We start from the raw sequence: 19,194 nt of genomic DNA on the forward strand, positions 1-19,194 counted from the left end.
TAACTCTATCATCCTCGGAAGGTTCGAGTCTCGAGTTCGACGATCAGTATCGGTGATTGAAACACGAAGGAATCCGACATACGTTCGTCTCTCAGCGCAGAAAGACAAACGGACAAACAGGTTACGGCTCGTACCACCTGTCGATACGGACGCCTCGAGCCGTGGCTCACCCGCGGACTGGTGGCCGCCGTCGTTGTCGGTGCGTTCGTCGCGTTCGCCGCGTGGGGTCCCCTCCCTTCGTTTTGAAGGAGGGGAACGCGTTCGAAACCGGCCGTCCCCGTTGCGGTTCGAGAGTGATCGGTGACGATCGTCACAGGCGGGGATCGCTACAACGGACCGTACGAAAGGGTGGCGCACGGGTTCATCGACATCGAGACGAACCGGAGAAAATCAGCCCGTCAGAAAGCCGCCGGGCGGAATCCGTCCCGACGGCGAGTCGTCGTCCGCGCGGTCGCCCCCGAAGCTCGGGGAGTGTTCGATGGTTCGGCGGATCTTCGCGCCCCTGTTCGTCTGCGCGACGAGCGCGTGGAGAATTTTACTCATACGCGAGTACTTTGGCTCGTCGGGCTGAAAAGTATTTTCGCGGTGATCGATCGTGACGGTCAGCGGTGGAGGTGACAGGCCGCGTAGTGGGCCTCGTCGCCGTACTGCGACTCGAGTTCGTAGGCGGGGCGTTCGCGGGCGCAGATGCTCCGTTCGGCGAAGGACTCGAGCAACAGTTCGGTCGCGCCGTTCCAGTCGACGCCGTCGACGAGGTCGTCTTCCGCCGTCTCCGCGCCGTTGTCGCGGTCGGTCGCGACGAGGTCGACGGCGTCGGAAACGATCTCGCCGGCCTCGCCGGACGGGAGGTCGCCGTCGAAAAATCGCGCGCGCGTCTCGTCGGCCGTCGTCGGCTCGAACGTCTGGCGCTTGACCGCCCGCATGAACGCCCGCGTTCGCTCCCACTCCTCGTCGGTCCAGTCGTACGTCTCGGGCGCGATCAGCCGGGGACACCGGGTTCGAAACCGACAGCCCGACGGCGGATTCAGCGGGCTCGGCACCTCGCCCTCGAGGACGCCGCGGACGTCCCGTTCGCGCGGATCCGGCACCGGGATCGACTCGAGTAACGCTCTCGTGTAGGGATGCTGAGGGTTCTCGAACAGCTCCTCCTTCTCGGCGAGTTCGACGACGTTTCCGAGGTACATCACGGCCACGCGATCGGAGATGTGGCGTACCACCGAGAGATCGTGGGCGATGAAGAGGTACGTGAGGCCGAACTCCTCCTGGAGTTCTTCCATCGTGTTGAGCACCTGTGCCTGGATGGAGACGTCGAGCGCCGAGACGGGTTCGTCGCAGACGATGAAATCCGGGTTGACCGACAGCGCCCGCGCGAGGTTGACCCGCTGGCGCTGGCCGCCGGAGAAGGCGTGTGGGTGGCGATTGTAGTGGTGCGGATCGAGACCGACCTTCTCGAGGAGTTCCTTGGCGCGGGCTTCCCGCCCCTCGGCGTCGAGCATGTCGTGGGCGCGCATCGGCTCCTCGACGATCTGGCCGATCTTCATGCGCGGATCGAGCGACGACTGCGGATCCTGGAAGATCATTTGGATCTCCGAACGCTTCCGCCGGAGCGCTTCGCCTTCGAGATCGGCGAGGTCCTGGCCCTTGAAGTAGATGTTTCCCTCCGTCGGCTCGAGCAGTCGCAGGATCGTCCGACCGAGCGTGCTCTTTCCACAGCCGGATTCGCCGACGAGCCCGAGCGTCTCGCCGCGTCGGATCTCGAAGCTGACGTCGTCGACGGCTTTGACTCGCTGTCGGCCGACGCTGATCGGCGGGAACTGATCGGGTTCGAGCGAGAATCCCGAGAGCAGCCCCGAACGCTGACTGAAGTACTTTTTGAGTCCGTCGACTTCGACGAGCGTCTCGCCGAACGGAACCTCCTCGCCGGTCATCTCCGAGCCGAGCTGTCCGACGTCGCTCACCGGTCCTCACCCCCGGGGGTGCCCGCGGTGACCTGTGGTTCTTCCTCCAGCGGGACGCTCTCGTCGTAGCCGACGTCGAAGACGTCGTGTTTGACGCAGGCCGCACGATGGGGGGTTCCGTCGGCTCGGTCGACGACCTCGTTGCCGGGGTGGACGCGCTTGCAGACCTCGCGTGCGTCGGGACAGCGTGGATGGAAGCGACAGCCCGACGGCGGGTTGATCGCCTCGGGCATCACGCCCCGGATCGGCTCGAGTTCCTCGACCGTTCGGTCGGGCCGGGGCATGGAATTCAACAGCGCCGTGGTGTAGGGGTGTTTCGTGTCGTGAAAGAGTTCGTCGACGGGCGCCTGTTCGATGATTTCGCCGAGGTACATCACGTTCACGCGGTCGCAGATCTCCGCGACGACGCCCATGTCGTGGGTGACCCAGATGAAGCTCGTGCCGTACTTCGCCTGGAGGTCGTCGACCAGCTCGAGGATCTGTCCCTCGACGGTGACGTCGAGGGCGGTCGTCGGCTCGTCGGCGATGATGAGGTTCGGTTCGCACGCGAGCGCCATCGCGATCAGCACGCGCTGGCGCATTCCGCCGGAGAACTGGTGTGGATACTCGTGGTAGCGTTCGGCCGGATCGGGGATGCCGACCTCGCGGAGCATCTCGACCGATTCCTCGCGCGCCTCGTCTTCGCCCAGCCCGCGGTTGAGTTCGATGAACTCGCGCAACTGGCCGCCGACGGTGAAGACGGGGTTGAGCGACTCCATCGGGTCCTGGAAGATGACGGCGATCTCGTTGCCGCGGATCCGATCGCGCATCTCCTCGTTCGAGAGCATGTCGTCGCGCTCTCTGAGTTCGCCGTCCGGGCCTTCCTCGAGGCCGAAGATCGTCTCGCCCCTGTAGGTGATCTCGCCGCCGACGATCTCGCCGGGGCTCTCGACGAGCCTGAGCAGGCTCATCGAGGCGACGCTTTTTCCCGCGCCGCTTTCGCCGACGAGACCGACGATTTCGCCCTCGTGGACCTCGAAGGAGATGCCGTCGACGGCGCGTACTGTACCGGCGTCCGTGAAGAACTGCGTTTTGAGGTTGTCGACGCGAAGCAGTGGTTCAGCCATGATTAGTCGTTGATTCGTGGATCGAGCGCATCCTGCAGGCCGTCGCCGAAGAGGTTGAACCCCATGATCGTGACCAGGATCGCGATTCCCGGCCAGATCGACAGCCAGACGTTCGAGTGCATGTAGCCGTGCGAGACGTTGAGCATCTGGCCCCAGTCGGGCGTCGGCGGCTGCGCGCCGAAGCCGAGAAACGAGAGCCCCGCGACGACGAGGATCGTCACGCCGATCTGGAGGGTGGCGTAGACGAGCACCGGCGCGAAGCTGTTCGGAATAACGTGTCTGAGGATGATATCTCTGTTTTTCACGCCGGAAGCTCTCGCGGCTTCGATGTAGTCCATCTCGCGGACCGAGAGAACCTCGCTTCTGATGATCCGGGCGAAGATCGGGATGAACGTGATCCCGACCCCGACGATCGCGTACCGAATGTCGGGCGTTCCGCCGCTGACGAAGACGATGAAGACGATGATGAGGATCAGCGGCGGGATCGCGTAGACGGTCTCGACGATCCGCATCAGGACGTCGTCGACCCAGCCGCCGTAGTAGCCCGACACCGCGCCGATGATCGTCCCGCCGACGAAGCCGATCAGCGTGGAGACGATGCCGACGCTGACCGAGACCTGCGCGCCGTAGACGATCCTGGTGAAGTAATCGCGTCCGTCCGGATCGGTGCCGAGCGGGTGCGAGAGCGTGCCGTCCGGGTGGAACGCCGGCGGGACGTTGCTCTCGATCTCGCCCGGCGGCGGAATCCGCTCGGGGTGTTCGAAGAGCGGAAGCGCCTCAGCGGCCGCGAAATCCGACACCGCGCCGAACGTCAGCCGCGAGAGGTTGCTGTCGATCAGCGTGTACGCCGAGATGAACAACACGACGGCGACGACGTACAGTCCCCACCGAGCGGTGGTGTCCTGCATGACCTTGCCGAACGTGTACCGCCAGCCGAACTGTGCGTCGACGTCCGTGGACGGGCCGTCACTGTCGAGTTGTGATTCTCCGATTGCCATCGTTAGTCACGGTCTCCGTAGGTAACGCGGGGATCGACGTAGGCGTACGAGATGTCGGTGATGATGACGCCGACGACGAACATCGTCCCGATGACGACGGTGATCCCCATGATCAGCTGGTAGTCGAGCCCGATGATCGCCTCGAGCAACAGCCTCCCGAGACCGTTGATGTTGAAGACGTACTCGATGAGGACGGCACCGCCGAGGGCCGTCGAGAGGTTGAGCCCGACGATGGTGATGATCGGAAGCTGTGCGACCTGGAAGGCGTGTTTGCGAAGGATCGTTCGCTCGGGAACGCCGTAAGCGCGTGCGAGTTTGACGTACTCGCCCTGGAGCGATTCGATCATCTGCGTGCGCTCGACGCGCATCAGCGTCGCCATCTGGAGCGTCCCGAGCGCGATCATCGGCAACAGCAGGTGTCTGATCGTCTGGAAGAGCAACTCGACGTAGCCGCTGTAGCCGTAGTGTTCCGGCCCCCACCAGGGGTAGACCAGTCCGCTTGAGGGCAAGACGCCGAGTTGGATCGCGAAGATCAGAATCAGCATGATGCCGATCCAGAACGAGGGCGTGCTGACGCCGACGAGCGCGACGATTCGCGAGACGTGATCCGCCGGCTCGTTGCGTCGCGTCGCGGCCAGGATGCCAAGGGGAATCGCGGTCGCGAGTGCGAACGCGTACGCCGACAGCACGAGCATGAGCGTCGGACCGGACCGCTGGATGATCAGCTCCGTCACGGGACGGTCCCGGTGGATGCTGTAACCCAGATCTCCCTGCAGGAGGTTCGTCATGTACGCCACGTAGCGCTCGTGGAGCGGACGGTCGAGGCCGTACTGTCGTTCGATTCGGTCGATCAGCTCCTGGTCGACCTCCTGGCCCTGTAACATGAGCCGAACGGGGTCACCCGGCGCTACATTCGCGAGGATAAACGTGATCACGGTGATTCCGATCAGCACCGGAATCGCCTGGATCAAACGGACGATCGTGTATCGGAGCAGTCCCATGTGGTGTCGTCAGGTCTTCGATGTCTCCCGTCGATGGTCGTTCGTAGGTCGCTCACGCGCCATAAAGATGGCCCACCGGGCCGTCGACTACTGGATCGTGACGTTGTTGTGGGCGATGCGCGGGTTCTGTTGGACCATCGGATGCGCCTCGAGGTTCTGGACGTAGTCGCGCGAGGCCATCGTGTTGTGGAACGAGTACGCCGGCAGCGACGGCAGCTCCTCGAGCATCTCGATCATGACGTCCTCGTAGAGGTCATAGCGCTCGTCGAAGTCGGCCGATTCGCGGGCGTCGGCGATGTTGTCGTGGAAGTCGCCGCGTCCCTCGTAGAAGTGGGCCTGGTTGACGCCGACCTGGCTCTCGTGATAGAGATTGTAGAGGTAGGCGTCGGGGTCCGGACCGCCGGTCCAGCCGAGCAGATACGCCTGGAAGTCGTCCGGGCTCGGATCCTCGTTGTAGACCGTCTGATCGAGCAGCGGTCCGAACTCGAGCGTGACGGCTTCGGCGCCGTCGTAGCCGAGCTCGTGGAGGCGGGTGACGATGCGCTCTGCGAGGTCGCCGCGGTGGTCACCGGGCGCGAGGATGCGCGGGCTCCAGTCGTCGTCGACCGCGCCCTCGAGCAGTTCCTCCGCCAGCTCCGGGTCGTAGGTCGGATAGTGCTCCTCGTGCCACTCGTCGAGCGGGAAGTCCCACTGTTCGTTGGTGATCGGCGGAATCGGCGCAGACAGCGGGGCCGCGACGTTCTCCAGGCGCGACTCCACGAAGTCCGTCATCGAGAAGGCGTGACAGATCCCTCTGCGGACGTCGGCGTCGCCCGTCGGGGCGTCGTCGCGGCAGTTGAACGTCAGGTGCATGTACGACGGGCTCTCGGAGAGGTGGACGTTGACGCCGTCCTCGGCCTCGAGTTCGTCGAAGTCGTCGTTGGGTACGTCCGCGATGGCGTCGGTGTCGCCGGCGCGGATCTCGCTGATGCGACTGGCGGGGTCGACGTTGTCGACGAACGTGACTTCCTCGAGGTCCGGCACGTCCCCCCAGTAGTCGTCGTTTCGCTCGAGGGTGACGAACTCGTTGTGCTCGAAGTCGCTCCAGACGAACGGACCGGAGCCGACCGGATTCGTGTTGAACTCCTCGCGGTCCGCTTCGGTCTCGCGTTCGCTCTCGGGGACGACGTAGATCGCCATCGTCTGGAGCTCCCACGGACCGAAGGGGTGGTCGAGGTCGACCTGCACCTGGTAGTCGTCGATGACCTCGGCCGAGTCGATCATGTCGTACTGGGCCTCGTTGACGCTCTCTTCTTCCTGATAGGCCATGAAGGAGTGAGCGACGTCCTCGGCGGTCACCTCGTCGCCGTTGTGGAACTCGACGCCGTCGTGAATCTCGTACAGATAGCGCGTTCCGTCGCGTTCGACGTCGGGCATGTCGACCGCGAGCTGTGGCTCGAGGCCGAGCCCGTCGTCCCACGTGTAAAGGCTGTCGAACACCAGCTTGAACACCTGGACGCTGTAGGCGTCGTTCGAGTGGATCGGGTCGAAGTCCTCGTCCCGTTCCAGTTCCTGGGTGAACTCGAAGGAACTCGAGTCGCCGTCCGCCGGCTCCCCGTTACCTTCGTCGTCGTCGTCACCGTTCCCACCGATGCACCCTGCGATTGCTGCTGCGGAGACCGTGGCACCCGATGCGAGCAAGTGCCGACGGCTGAGGTCATGGCGATTAGTTCCCATGATACACATATTGCCGTGGGGACAACCCTTATTCGTTTTGGTGTTCGTTTCAGTATCCCCCATAGTTGCTTAACAACGGTTACGAAAACAGGCCACCGCTGAGCCGGAGCGTTCATTGATGGTGAAAGATGATCAACGATGAGACGACGTGAGCATCGATGCTTGCCAACGGCCATTACCGTCGGGCAGTCGGATCGTCGCGTTCGATCCTGAACGCGACACCGGTGCCGGCGACCGGTGACCTTTTTCACCCCGCGGATACAGTTGCTGCGTATGAACTATCGAGCCGTCGAAACCGCGGGCGAGTACGTCGCCCGCCTCGAGACGGGTGCCGATTGGCGGGGCGAGATCGAGGCGCTCGCGGACGAGGTCGAGGCCGACGCGGCCTGGTTTACGGCCCTCGGCGCGGTGCAGGACGCGGAGCTCTGGTTTTACGATCAGACGACCTGCGAGTACGAGCCGATCGCGTTCGACGAACCGCTCGAGGTCGCCAGTTGCGTCGGAAACGTCTCGTGGCTGGAAAACGAACGGTTCGCACACACGCACGCGGTGCTCTCGGGTCCCGACGGCACCGCCTACGCCGGCCACCTGAACGAGGCGACCGTCTGGGCCGGCGAGGTCTACATGCGCGTCTTCGAAGACGGCCTCGAGCGAGCGTACGACGAGACGACCGAACTCGACCTCTGGCTCTGAGATGCGCGCGGAAGACGAACGGTACTTCGAACGGCTCGAATCGCAACTCGAGACGGCGTTCGACGTCGCGGAGCGGGCCAAAGAACGCGGGGCGGACCCCGAACCCGAAGTCGAGATTCCGGTCGCCAAGGACATGGCCGACCGGGTCGAGAACATCCTCGGCATCGACGGCGTCGCAGAGCGGGTCCGCGAACTCGAGGGGGAGATGAGCAGGGAGGAGGCGGCGCTCGAACTCGCCGCGGACTTCGCGGAGGGACGCGTCGGCGAGTACGAGACGAAAGCCGGCAAGGTCGAAGGAGCGGTCAGAACCGCCGTCGCCTTGCTGACCGAGGGGGTCGTCGCCGCGCCGATCGAGGGAATCGACCGGGTCGAGATCCTGACGAACGACGACGGCAGCGAGTTCGTCAACGTCTACTACGCCGGGCCGATCCGGTCGGCGGGCGGGACGGCACAGGCGCTTTCGGTGCTGGTCGCTGATTACACGCGCGCGCTCGTCGGCATCGATCAGTACGACGCCAGAACGGAGGAGGTCGAACGCTACGCCGAAGAGATCGCCCTCTACGACAAGGAGACGGGCCTCCAGTACACTCCGAAAGCCAAGGAGGCCAAGTTCATCGCGAAGAACCTCCCGATCATGCTCGACGGCGAGGCGACCGGCGACGAGGAGGTCTCGGGCTTTCGGGACCTAGAGCGGGTCGACACCAACAGCGCCCGCGGCGGCATGTGTCTCGTCCTCGCGGAGGGGATCGCGCTGAAAGCGCCGAAGATCCAGCGCTACACCCGAAACCTCGACGAGGTCGACTGGCCGTGGCTCCAGGACCTGATCGACGGCGACTACGACGGCGACGGCAGTGACGACGAAAGCGACGACGAAAGCGCAGAAGAGGACGTCGAAGACGAATCCGACGAGGGCGCGGACGACGGCGACGACGCGGCCCAGGAGTCGACGGGGCCGCCGCGAGTCGACGAATCGAAGAAGTTCCTCCGGGACCTGATCGCCGGCCGGCCGGTCTTCTCACATCCCTGTGCGAAAGGGGGCTTTCGCCTGCGGTACGGGCGGGCGCGAAATCACGGCTTCGCCACCGCCGGCGTCCACCCCGCCGCGATGCACCTCGTCGACGACTTCCTGGCGACCGGCACGCAGATCAAGACCGAGCGGCCGGGCAAGGCCGCCGGCGTCGTGCCCGTCGACTCGATCGACGGACCGACCGTCAAACTCGCGAACGGCGACGTCCGGCGGATCGACGACCCCGAGGTCGCCCTCGAGATCAGAAACGGCGTCGAGAAGATCCTCGATCTGGGCGAGTACCTCGTCAACTACGGGGAGTTCGTCGAGAACAACCACCCCCTCGCGCCCGCCGCCTACGCGCCCGAGTGGTGGATCAAAGACCTCGAGGCCGCCGGCGCGGACGTCCAGGCGCTGCAGGACGACCCGCGGGTCGACCTCGACCGTCCCGACCCGGAGGAGGCGATCGAGTGGGCGATCGAGTACGACGCGCCGCTTCACCCCGAGTACACCTACCTCTGGCACGACCTCTCGGTCGCGGACTTCCGGACGCTCTCGCGGGCGGTCGCCGACGGACACGTCGAACTCGGCGACGAAAGCGGCGTCCTCGTGCTCGAGTACGACGAGACGGTCCGGGACGCCCTCGAGACGATCGTGATCGAACACCGCCAGCGCGAACGCGACGGCCGCCTCGAGATCGACGACTGGAAGCCGCTGGCTCGGACGGTCGGCTGCGAGACCCGACGGACCGCGACCGACGGGGCCGCCGACTCGCGCGGGATCGGCGACGAACCGCCGGCGGACGGCGACGCGCCGTCCGACCGATCGGTCGGGATCGAACTCGAGCGAACGTGGTCCGACGACGACCTCACGGAGCGCGCCCGAACCTGGAGCCACGAGAGCGAACCCGACGGCGCGAACGCGATCGAGGCGGTCAACGAAGTCGCCCCGTTTACGGTCCGCGAGCGAGCGCCGACGCGGATCGGAAACCGGATGGGCCGACCGGAGAAGTCCGAGCGCAGGGACCTGAGTCCGCCGGTCCACACGCTGTTTCCGATCGGCGAGGCCGGCGGCGCACAGCGGAACGTGGCCGACGCCGCGAAACACGCCGAAACGATGTCCGATACGCCGGGCGTCGTCGAACTACAGATCGGCCGACAGCGCTGTGAGAGCTGTGGGACGGAGACGTTCAAGAACCGCTGTCCCGACTGCGGCGAGCGGACGACTCCCGACTACCGCTGTCCCGACTGCGATCAGGCCGTCGAACCGGACGAGGCCGGCCGCGTCGAGTGCGGACGCTGTGAGATCGACGCCACCTGCGTCGAGATCCGCGAGGTCGACGTCCACGGGGAGTACCGAAACGCCCTCGAGTCGGTTGGCGAGCGCGAGAACGCCTTCGAGATCCTCAAGGGCGTCAAGGGGCTGACCTCGACGAACAAGATCCCCGAGCCCATCGAGAAGGGGGTGCTCCGTGCGAAACACGACGTGAGCGCGTTCAAAGACGGTACCGTCCGCTACGACATGACTGACCTGCCCGTCACGTCCGTGCGAGCGAGCGAACTCGACGTCGACGTCGGCCAACTGCAGGCGCTCGGCTACGAGGAGGACGTCCACGGCGAGGCGCTGACCCACGAAGACCAGCTGGTCGAACTCAAAGTCCAGGACCTCGTCCTCTCGGACGGCGCGGCCGAGCACATGATGCAGACCGCGGACTTCATCGACGACCTGCTCGAGCAGTACTACGGCCTCGAACCGTTCTACGAGATCGACGACCGACAGGAGCTCGTCGGCGAACTCGTCTTCGGGATGGCGCCGCACACGAGTGCAGCAACTGTCGGAAGAGTTATTGGTTTCACGAGCGCAGCGGTTGGATATGCTCATCCGTACTTTCACGCCGCAAAACGCCGCAATTGTGACGGTGATGAGGATTGCGTCATGCTCCTAATGGACGGTTTACTGAACTTTAGTACCAGCTTCTTGCCAAATCAAAGAGGGGGAAAAATGGACGCACCCCTGGTCATGTCCTCCCGCATCGACCCCTCCGAAATCGACGACGAGGCCCACAACATGGACATCGTCTCCGAGTATCCGCGGGAGTTCTACCTCGCGACCTTAGAGCAGGCCGACCCCGAGGACGTCGACGTCCAGATCGGCGAGGACACCCTCGGCACCGACGGCGAGTACACCGGCTTCGAGCACACCCACGACACGACCGACATCGCGATGGGACCCGACCTCTCTGCGTACAAGACGCTCGGCTCGATGATGGACAAGATGGACGCTCAGCTCGAGCTCTCGCGCAAGCTCGAGGCGGTCGACGAGACCGACGTCGCCGAGCGGGTGATCGAGTACCACTTCCTGCCGGACCTGATCGGCAACCTGCGGGCCTTCTCGCGACAGGAGACGCGCTGTCTCGACTGCGGCGAGAAGTTCCGGCGGATGCCCCTGACCGGCGACTGCCGGGAGTGTGGCGGCCGGGTCAACCTCACCGTCCACCAGGGATCGGTGAACAAGTACATGCAGACCGCGATCCAGGTCGCCGACGAGTACGACTGCCGGAACTACACCAAACAGCGACTCGAGGTTCTCGAACGAGCGCTCGAGAGCGTCTTCGAAAACGACAAGAACAAGCAGTCGGGCATCGAGGACTTCATGTGAAAAAACAGGTTCGATAGATCCGCGTTACTCCCGTCAGGAATAGGAAATATTCACTTCGATCTCGTTACTCGCGCCCAGTAGCAACTCAGGGAGCTTCTTTTCGTATCGTTCTCCTTGCATCCGCTGTGTCGGGCCAGATACACTTAACGCACCGATCGTCTCGCCACGCGGTTTGGTTATCGAAACCCCCACTGACTTGATTCCGGTGAAATACTCCTCCGTATTGAACGCGTATCCGCGTTCTCGAACTATCTCGAGCTCCTCGAGTAGTTCCTCTTCGGTACAAATCGTATTGCTCGTAAACTGTTCGAATGTAGCGTTGTTGATGAGTTCGGACGTTCGCTCCGGTGGAAGTGACGCCAAGATTGCTTTCCCGATCGAGGTAGCGTGCATGGGAACGGATTCGCCTCGAGAGGGACCGACTTCGATCGCTTGATCGCCACGGGAATCGTATACGTAAATCAGTTCACCGTGCTCTTCAACGACGAACTGTACTCTCTCACCCGTTTTTTCGGCGAGCTCGTCGATTTTGCTTCCAACCATCGAGTACCATTCTTTACTCTGTTTGATGCTCTCGCTTACGTTCAGAAACTTCATCCCTAACTGGTACTCGTTTCCGGCTTTCACCACGTATCCCATCCGTCGTAACGTCGTCAGATGGTGAGCAACGGTGCTACTCGGTGTGTCTACTCTCTCTGCAATTTCCGAAAACCGTGCCCGTTCCATCTCCTGGAGGGCTTCGATGATACTGAACGTTAGTTGCGTGGATTTAATCGTTTTTTGATTCGTGCTATCCGCACCCATGATGTCTCAATGTACTCGAGCGAGCCATATAGTTTCCCATTGTGAAACGCCAATTATCGCTACACATTCGAAATGATAGAGATGCGTTCTAGTTGAGGGACTATAAATACCAATTTCACATACATGCTTTTATATAATAGATAGTAGTCCAATATGATTAGGATAGAAACTTGAGTCAGGGAAAATAGCTGATATATGGCCTTATTTGGGCTGGAAAGTATTAATTCCAAATTCAGAAGGGGAAATAGCACACATACAATCGTACCGGTGAAATATTTCCAATTATTTCATAAATAGACCCTATAAGAGAAATTATAGCCACTATATCCAATTCTTGTATTATAATCTGCCAGTATATTAGATACTACACAGGATGTCAACACGCCTATCTAAAAATAATAATTTTGATGGTTGTTAGATTGTATCATATATATAGTATGATGACTCGTAATTGGGGATCGAGAAAGAGCGAGGTCTGGAGGTAGCACCCACTGTTATTACGGCCGTACGACTGTAATGTGTAGAGGGTCGTTCGAGAGGAGGAGAGAGCGTTATCGTTTCCCATCGTGAAACCCACCGAACACGTACTGGTGGCCACGAAAGGTTTTCAAGTAGGTTTTGAAAAGGAGTTATAGGCTACATTCTTGGCATTCGAATGCAGCTGTGAATGGAACGGTCGTTTTCCAAAGATCTCGGTTGTGAACGCTGACTTCCGACGGGTGAGTTCCAGCTGTTGTTTGCGACAGACAGTACGCTTATTGGGGATGAGAGTAACTATTAGCCGATGTCAGACGACAAGCCAAACGTCCTCTTCTTATTGAGTGATCAGCACAATTATCGATGCGTGAGTCATCGAAAAGAAGACGGGCATCCAGTTCGGACACCAGCGATCGACAGTCTCGCAACCAACGGCGTTTACTACAGCGAGGCGTACACCCCCTCACCGCTCTGTGTGCCAGCACGCTACTGCCTTTTGACCGGACGTCACGCACCCAGGGCAAGTGCCTGGGGACACTCGTACGTACTTCCACCCGCCCTCGAGACGATCCCAGAGACGTTCTCCGATGACGGTTACGAAACCTGTCTGGTCGGGAAAATGCACCTTGGTGGGAATCGGCAGTACGCGGGTTTCGATCACCGACCGTATGGAGATCTCACGGGAAAGGCCGGCCATCAGCACGAACCCCCTGGACCGAACAACGTGAATCTGACGTCATACGTGAACGACGTCGGCGTATCGGAAATTCCGGAAAGTATGACCCAAGAACGGCGGGTAAACGAGGAATCAATCGCTTTTCTTCGCGAACACCGCGCCAGTGATCCGGACCGTCCGTGGTTTCTATGCGCGTCCTTTTGTCGTCCACACTGGCCCCGACGGGCACCGAAACGATTCATCGACCGATACGACGCCGAGACCGTTCCCCGGCCGGACGCTGTCGACGGTGACGCTTCGGATCATCCGTTGACGAACTACCTTCGCAACCGGTACGGAACCGCAGAGATGACGTTTGACGAGTCGATGGAAGCACGAGCATCGTATTTCGCGTGCGTCGATTTCGTCGACGAAGTGATAAAGGATCTACTGACAACCCTCGAGAACGACGGACTACTGGAAAACACGATCGTCGTCTACACGAGCGATCACGGCGATATGATTGGAGAGTACAGCAGCTGGGACAAGCATATCTGGCACGACGAGTCGACCCGGGTTCCACTGTCGATCCAACTACCCGAACACCGATCAAATGGCTTACCGGCAAAACAGGTTTCGACGCCCGTCAGCCTGATCGATCTCTATCCGACTCTCTGCGGTCTCACAAACGTTGCTCGACCGAACGGTCTCGACGGACACGATCTGAGCGAGTCTATTCGAAGCGGTGAGGAACCCGACCGTGAACCAGTATATGTGGACTACTTAACGCCGCTAAGTAACGACGATATGGAATATCGTATGATACGCGATGGAAGGTACAAGTACGTCAAATTCCGTACGCTCTCGGACTTCTTCTTCGATCTCGAGAACGATCCACACGAACGAACGAACATCCTCGATGACGCCGGTGGAAAGCGGGCATCGATCCGGGACCAACTCTCGGCCGCGATCGAAGAAAGCCTCGACTTCGAGGCCGCCGTCTCGAGCCGACAGAAAGCGGATAATCTCATCGGAGAACACAAGCTCGGATGTCCCGAAGGAACCGGAAACGCCTATCATCTCGACAGTGGACGGATCGTAGACGCGGATACACCACTGTATCATCCCCACGTGCTTGCCGAAGATCCGAACGAGGTCTACGACGACTATCCATACGAGGTCGACAGTGGCTCCTTTGCGAACGGTGACGGATTGGACTGGTGAGGTGAAGAGTATGCCAATACACGGACTGAACGGAGTCTCTCGCTACCGCCGAGCACTTTCGGTGGATAGTCAACCAATATCTCTGTTTGCGAGTCGAGCGCAACATCCTTTCAACGGTCGATCGAGACCGAAAACAGAAGAGAACGGGCGATTACAGCGAGTGACCGACCCACCAGAACAGTACTCGGATCCCGCAGCCCTCAGAACGAGTTATTTTAACCGGAGTTAGACCATCCCAAAGCGGTAATTTTATAATGACATACTCCAACGTCCTTGGTATGCATTCGGAAGGTCAGAGTGTAGCTGTGACGAGGAGAGGTGCGATGAAAATCGGTGCAGCCGGCGTTTCAACGATCGGGATAAGCGGCTGCCTGGTCGACGATGCAAGTGGCGAGTATCCGAGCGGAACACTGGAAATGATCGTCCCATACGACCAAGGAGGCGCGACCGACGCCTACAGCCGTATTATGGCGAATACGCTTCCGGAGATCCTCGGTGAATCGATCGAAGTCAACAATCAACCAGGCGCCAGCTCGTTACTGGGTGTCGGTCAGGTCGCACAATCCGATAACGACGGGTACACCCTCGGTTCGATGAATATCCCGGGAACGCCCGTCGCCTATCTGGGCGATTCGCAAGAGTGGGAACTCACCGATCTAGAATACATCTCGACAATCGGGGGTTGGCAGTTCGTGATACTCTCGAATCCCGACGAAGACATCGACGGAATAGACGACCTCACAGAGCGGTACGAATCCGGTGAATTCACCAACATCGGAGGGGTATCGACGGGAGGGGAGATACATGCACTTGCGTTGTTTCTCCAGGAAGAGGGAATCGTTCCTTGGGCGGAGTACATCCCGTACAGCAGCGGCGGCGAGGCGATACAAAACGTCGTCTCGGGTGAAGTGCCCGTCGCACTCGCTGGCGACGTCCCGTCGTTAGAGACGGTGGAAGACGGTCAAGCGGACATCATTTGTACATTCATGGAGGGTGGATCACCCGTTTATCCCGACGTGCCGTCCTTGATCGACGAAGGGTACACAGAAGAGGAGGGCGTCCTCGACCTTTTGGGAGGAAATACGACCGCGTTATTCGCGCCACCCGGTACCTCATCCGAGGCCGTGGATACGATCATGGACGCCATGGAAGAGGCTGCAGAGTCGGACGAGGTAAGCGAGTGGGAGCAAGAAACACAGTTCAATGTCGATTTACGAGGGCCGGCTGAAACGGCCGAAATGGTGGACGATTCACTAACTGAGATACCCGAAGTTATCGATATGGATCTTCTCGAGGAGTAATCGTTACCTATCGAACCATGATACGGATTGACAATCTTTTTGAACGTGTGACCGGTGACAAACTGTTATCATTATTCTTCTTTATCGTTGGATTGTATATGTTTGTCGAATCGTATACTTTTCCGAGAGATGTCGCAATCTTCCCACGATTTGTGTCCGCAGTGATAATGGTCGGATCCACACTACTTCTCTGCAGAGAATTCCTGCCGAAACCACTCAAGATACTGGTGGAAGACGAAGGGCAAGATCGAACGTCGATCGACGAAAAATTAGACGTCGTAGACGAAGATCTAGAGGGGCTAGAAAGCCATCGTGAGAGTGCCGACAACGCTATCGAAAGGATTTATTTTCGTTCACTATCCGTCAATAAAGGATTGTTCACTGCATCAATCTGTTTGTTATATGTTATAGCATCATATTTGATTGGTATGCACTACACGACGCCGTTATTTGCAATGGTGTACCTGTATATCACCGGAAAGCCACTGTACATCGTGGCATCATTCGGGATTATCGGATATATCATATCTTCTATATTCATTGTTTTCTTGGAAGCAGACCTGATGAACGGGGTATTACTGCCATGAGCATGGCTGCGTTTTCCGAAGCGGTCGGAATACTACTCTCAGCGGAGGCACTGCTTCTGGTCGCATTAGGCATACTGATCGGAATAGTGATCGGATCGCTTCCCGGAATCGGTCCCGCCCTGGGTATGGCGTTGCTGTTGCCGTTGACCCTCTTTCTGGACGGAATTTCGGCGCTAGTATTCCTGGTAAGCGTCTACAGCGGTGGTGTGTACGGTGGATCGATTTCCGCAATTCTGTTCAACGTGCCGGGAACGGCCGCATCGGCAGCAACCACGTTCGACGGATATCCGATGACGAGGCAAGGAAAGGCATTTACAGCGTTATCTATCTCCGCGATATCCTCTTCGTTGTCCGGCGCTCTCATCGCGATAACACTGATACTCATCTCACCGTTCATCGTTTCATTTGTATTGCTTTTTGGCTCACCTGAGTATTTTTTGATAACCATTCTTGGGATTTCAATGATCACTATTGTTTCTAGAGGATCCATGGTGAAAGGAGTTACCGCAGGGGTGTTCGGACTCGCGCTAACGACAATTGGAACGAGTACGATATCGCCGGTACAGCGGTACACGTTCGGAACGCTGTTACTCTACGACGGTCTGGAATTCATTGCGATCATCATCGGAGTGTTCGCAATTTCTGAGATGATTAAGCTATCATCAGAAGAAGGAGGTATCGCGAAGAAAGAGGTCGAACTCAGCGGGGAGCGGCTCAGTGGATTCAAAACGGTAGGCGGAAACATCACTACGTTCCTCAAGTCGAGTTACATCGGTATGATGATCGGATCGATCCCAGGCGCGGGCGCCGCGATCTCAAACTTCGTCGCGTACTCGGAAGCGGTCCGAAGTTCGAACGACCCCGATTCATTCGGGAGCGGAAATGTCATCGGCGTGCTCTCGTCCGAATCATCGAACAACGCGACTGTCGGCGGCTCTCTGATACCAACGCTTTCGTTCGGCGTTCCCGGGAGTGCAGCTACCGCCGTGTTACTCGGAGGACTCATCATGCACGGCGTCCGACCAGGTCCCTCTCTGTTTACGACAGATATACACGTCGTATATTCAGTATTCTTGGCAGTACTGATTGGAAACGTGGTTATTCTGATCGTAGGAATTCTCCTGATCACTAGAATGAACGTGATAACGAGAGTGGACACTGACTACATCATCACGATCATTATCATATTATCCGTTCTCGGCGGGTACACACTTCGAAACAACTGGATCGACGTGTTTACCATCCTCATCTTCGGTTATCTCGGCTACTACATGGTGAAGTACAACTATTCGATCGTCGCCTTCATCCTGGGAGCAATTCTCGGAGGCATCGCGGAGGAGAATCTAGACCGCTCGCTCCGTCTCTCGGACGGTTCCGTGGAAATTTTCTTCACCAGTCCGCTCTCGATCGTACTGATCCTTGCAATCGTGCTCATCCTGCTCGAGCCCGTGATCAGACACTACCGGTAACGGCTCGATCGGGGTTTTCTCCTTGAATTTCCGTAACCACATCAACCGTTGGAAGATGTCGAGAAGCGTGACGAATGAATTGGCCATCACACGATGTCGTAAAATAGATCGTCGAGCAAACGAAGCTGATTCTCGTTCGGGGCGTGGACCGACGCAGCGCCGGACGGGCGCGTGCGAATTCGAGGAGGCACTTGGGTTATTCGAACGGTCTCGGAAAGTGGACTTTCAGATCGTCTAGCGGCTGAATTCCTTTATTGAGACTCGAGTCGTACCGACGAGCATGGCTACGAGAGAGGAACTCCCACGGCTCGGGTTCGGTACGACGGTATACACCGAGGACGGAACGCCGATCGGTCGCATCCGCGGGTTCGACGAGGACGGCTTCTACGTCACGTTCCGGGACGGCTTCGAGGGGATGAGCATCGAGCACGTCCGCTCGGGACACGAGTTCGGCGAGGCCCACCTGATGTGGCGGTGTCTCGAGTGCGGCGAGATGGGCGAACTCGACCACGAATTCCCCGAGGCCTGTCCGGACTGCGGGACCGGTCGGGAGGATCTGTACTACTGGACGGAGGACTGACCGCTCGAGGGGATCGTTTTTTATCGACTCGGGACCACTGACGGGTCGAATGGAGATCGTCGTCTTCGGTGCCGGCAGCCTCGGGAGCCTCGTCGGCGGGCTGCTGGCGCGCGAGCGCGCACACGACGTCACTCTCGTCGCCAGGCGAGATCACGCCGACGCAGTTCGCGAGTCCGGCCTGCGGGTCGAGGGCGAACTCGAGGCGCGCGTCGATCCGACGGCGACGACCGACGGTCGAGAGCTCGCGGCCGACGTGGCGATCGTAACCGTGAAAACGGCCGACACCGCCGCGGCGGCCGAGGCGCTCGCGACGGGGTCGTTCGACGCCGTCCTCTCGCTCCAGAACGGGATGGGAAACGAGGAGACGCTGGCCGGCGCTCTCGACGCGCCGGTACTGGCCGGAACGGCGAGCTACGGCGCGATCCGTCGGGAACCCGGCGTCGTCGAGTGCACCGGCCTCGGCGAGGTCGTCGTCGGCGCTCGAGGCGGCGGCTCGTCGCACCTTGCGGACCGGGTCGGGCGGACGTTCGCCGCCGCCGGCCTCGAGACGGCCGTCGCCGACGATATGCCCCGGCGACTGTGGGAAAAGCTCGCCGTCAACGCCGGGATCAACCCGATAACCGCGCTGGCGGACGTCGACAACGGGGCCGTCCTCGAGCGAGCGGCGATCGAAGTGGCACGCGTGACCGCTCGAGAGACGGCACGGGTCGCACGCGCCTGCGGAGTCGACCTCTCGGATCGGGACGCCGTCGCGGCGATGGAAGCGGTCGCGACCGACACCGCAGCGAACGCGTCGTCGATGCGCCAGGACGTCCGCGCCGAACGACGGACCGAGATCGACGCCATCAACGGCTACGTGGTCGACCGGGCGGACGAGCGGGGGCTCGAGGTCCCGGCGAATCGGACGCTCACGGCGCTCGTCCGGTCGTGGGAACGGGCTCGAGGACTGCGATAGCGAACG

Annotated in this window: 15 protein-coding genes; 8 read left to right on the top strand and 7 right to left on the bottom strand. The window is 60.1% G+C overall.

The window, feature by feature from the left end; translation table 11 throughout:
* Positions 1–390 precede the first annotated feature (390 nt).
* The 6 genes from EA472_RS22450 to EA472_RS08845 all read right to left on the bottom strand — a co-directional run bounded on the left by EA472_RS22450 (position 391) and on the right by EA472_RS08845 (position 6,779).
* Positions 391–543 carry a hypothetical protein gene (locus EA472_RS22450; protein WP_165874857.1) on the bottom strand — a complete coding sequence of 51 codons (153 nt, stop codon included), beginning with the start codon at positions 541–543 and terminating at the stop codon, positions 391–393.
* Positions 544–602: 59 nt separating this feature from the next.
* Positions 603–1,928 carry an ABC transporter ATP-binding protein gene (locus EA472_RS08825; RefSeq protein WP_124191364.1) on the bottom strand — a complete coding sequence of 442 codons (1,326 nt, stop codon included), beginning with the start codon at positions 1,926–1,928 and terminating at the stop codon, positions 603–605.
* Positions 1,929–1,954: 26 nt separating this feature from the next.
* On the bottom strand, positions 1,955–3,067 hold the full coding sequence (locus EA472_RS08830) for an ABC transporter ATP-binding protein (protein WP_124191146.1): 1,113 nt from the start codon (positions 3,065–3,067) through the stop codon (positions 1,955–1,957).
* Positions 3,067–4,062, bottom strand: coding sequence for an ABC transporter permease (locus tag EA472_RS08835; protein ID WP_124191147.1), 996 nt, complete (start codon positions 4,060–4,062; stop codon positions 3,067–3,069). The genes EA472_RS08830 and EA472_RS08835 overlap by 1 nt, the downstream gene beginning before the upstream one ends.
* Positions 4,063–4,064: 2 nt before the next feature.
* The gene (locus EA472_RS08840; protein ID WP_124191148.1) at positions 4,065–5,063 is read right to left on the bottom strand and encodes an ABC transporter permease; all 999 of its coding nucleotides are present in this window, start codon (positions 5,061–5,063) and stop codon (positions 4,065–4,067) included.
* Between the two features lie 87 nt (positions 5,064–5,150).
* Positions 5,151–6,779, bottom strand: a complete 1,629-nt coding sequence (locus tag EA472_RS08845) for an ABC transporter substrate-binding protein (protein WP_124191149.1) — start codon at positions 6,777–6,779, stop codon at positions 5,151–5,153.
* Positions 6,780–7,052: 273 nt separating this feature from the next.
* On the opposite strand from EA472_RS08845, the gene EA472_RS08850 reads away from it, so the two are divergent.
* Positions 7,053–7,472 (top strand): PPC domain-containing DNA-binding protein, encoded by a 420-nt coding sequence (locus EA472_RS08850; protein WP_124191150.1) that lies wholly within the window; start codon positions 7,053–7,055, stop codon positions 7,470–7,472.
* A gap of 1 nt (position 7,473) precedes the next feature.
* Positions 7,474–11,136: a DNA polymerase II large subunit gene (locus EA472_RS08855; protein WP_124191151.1), complete on the top strand. Its 3,663-nt coding sequence runs from the start codon at positions 7,474–7,476 to the stop codon at positions 11,134–11,136.
* Positions 11,137–11,169: 33 nt separating this feature from the next.
* On the opposite strand, the gene EA472_RS08860 is transcribed toward EA472_RS08855, so the two are convergent.
* Positions 11,170–11,940: an IclR family transcriptional regulator gene (locus EA472_RS08860; protein ID WP_124191152.1), complete on the bottom strand. Its 771-nt coding sequence runs from the start codon at positions 11,938–11,940 to the stop codon at positions 11,170–11,172.
* Positions 11,941–12,724: 784 nt separating this feature from the next.
* Between EA472_RS08860 and EA472_RS08865 the strand changes: the two genes are divergently transcribed.
* From EA472_RS08865 to EA472_RS08890, 6 genes are all read left to right on the top strand, one after another.
* Positions 12,725–14,296 carry a sulfatase family protein gene (locus EA472_RS08865; protein ID WP_124191153.1) on the top strand — a complete coding sequence of 524 codons (1,572 nt, stop codon included), beginning with the start codon at positions 12,725–12,727 and terminating at the stop codon, positions 14,294–14,296.
* 278 nt (positions 14,297–14,574) lie between these two features.
* Positions 14,575–15,597: a Bug family tripartite tricarboxylate transporter substrate binding protein gene (locus tag EA472_RS08870; protein WP_165874858.1), complete on the top strand. Its 1,023-nt coding sequence runs from the start codon at positions 14,575–14,577 to the stop codon at positions 15,595–15,597.
* Positions 15,598–15,644: 47 nt separating this feature from the next.
* The gene (locus EA472_RS08875; RefSeq protein WP_124191155.1) at positions 15,645–16,184 is read left to right on the top strand and encodes a hypothetical protein; all 540 of its coding nucleotides are present in this window, start codon (positions 15,645–15,647) and stop codon (positions 16,182–16,184) included.
* Positions 16,181–17,653, top strand: a complete 1,473-nt coding sequence (locus EA472_RS08880; RefSeq protein WP_124191156.1) for a tripartite tricarboxylate transporter permease — start codon at positions 16,181–16,183, stop codon at positions 17,651–17,653. Before EA472_RS08875 ends, EA472_RS08880 begins: the two co-directional genes overlap by 4 nt.
* 280 nt (positions 17,654–17,933) lie before the next feature.
* On the top strand, positions 17,934–18,233 hold the full coding sequence (locus EA472_RS08885) for a DUF7130 family rubredoxin-like protein (protein WP_124191157.1): 300 nt from the start codon (positions 17,934–17,936) through the stop codon (positions 18,231–18,233).
* 49 nt (positions 18,234–18,282) lie between these two features.
* Positions 18,283–19,188 carry a ketopantoate reductase family protein gene (locus EA472_RS08890; protein WP_124191158.1) on the top strand — a complete coding sequence of 302 codons (906 nt, stop codon included), beginning with the start codon at positions 18,283–18,285 and terminating at the stop codon, positions 19,186–19,188.
* Positions 19,189–19,194 lie beyond the last annotated feature (6 nt).

It is taken from the genome of Natrarchaeobius oligotrophus (assembly GCF_003841465.1).
Classification (GTDB): Archaea; Halobacteriota; Halobacteria; order Halobacteriales; family Natrialbaceae; genus Natrarchaeobius; species Natrarchaeobius oligotrophus.

Bases quoted from the DNA above. Each gene is read 5' to 3' on its own strand.
- EA472_RS22450 (WP_165874857.1), bottom strand. From the start codon at position 543: ATGAGTAAAATTCTCCACGCGCTCGTCGCGCAGACGAACAGGGGCGCG.
- EA472_RS08825 (WP_124191364.1), bottom strand. From the start codon at position 1,928: ATGACCGGCGAGGAGGTTCCGTTCGGCGAGACGCTCGTCGAAGTCGAC.
- EA472_RS08835 (WP_124191147.1), bottom strand. From the start codon at position 4,062: ATGGCAATCGGAGAATCACAACTCGACAGTGACGGCCCGTCCACGGAC.
- EA472_RS08840 (WP_124191148.1), bottom strand. From the start codon at position 5,063: ATGGGACTGCTCCGATACACGATCGTCCGTTTGATCCAGGCGATTCCG.
- EA472_RS08845 (WP_124191149.1), bottom strand. From the start codon at position 6,779: ATGGGAACTAATCGCCATGACCTCAGCCGTCGGCACTTGCTCGCATCG.
- EA472_RS08850 (WP_124191150.1), top strand. From the start codon at position 7,053: ATGAACTATCGAGCCGTCGAAACCGCGGGCGAGTACGTCGCCCGCCTC.
- EA472_RS08855 (WP_124191151.1), top strand. From the start codon at position 7,474: ATGCGCGCGGAAGACGAACGGTACTTCGAACGGCTCGAATCGCAACTC.
- EA472_RS08860 (WP_124191152.1), bottom strand. From the start codon at position 11,940: ATGGGTGCGGATAGCACGAATCAAAAAACGATTAAATCCACGCAACTA.
- EA472_RS08865 (WP_124191153.1), top strand. From the start codon at position 12,725: ATGTCAGACGACAAGCCAAACGTCCTCTTCTTATTGAGTGATCAGCAC.
- EA472_RS08870 (WP_165874858.1), top strand. From the start codon at position 14,575: ATGCATTCGGAAGGTCAGAGTGTAGCTGTGACGAGGAGAGGTGCGATG.
- EA472_RS08880 (WP_124191156.1), top strand. From the start codon at position 16,181: ATGAGCATGGCTGCGTTTTCCGAAGCGGTCGGAATACTACTCTCAGCG.
- EA472_RS08885 (WP_124191157.1), top strand. From the start codon at position 17,934: ATGGCTACGAGAGAGGAACTCCCACGGCTCGGGTTCGGTACGACGGTA.
- EA472_RS08890 (WP_124191158.1), top strand. From the start codon at position 18,283: ATGGAGATCGTCGTCTTCGGTGCCGGCAGCCTCGGGAGCCTCGTCGGC.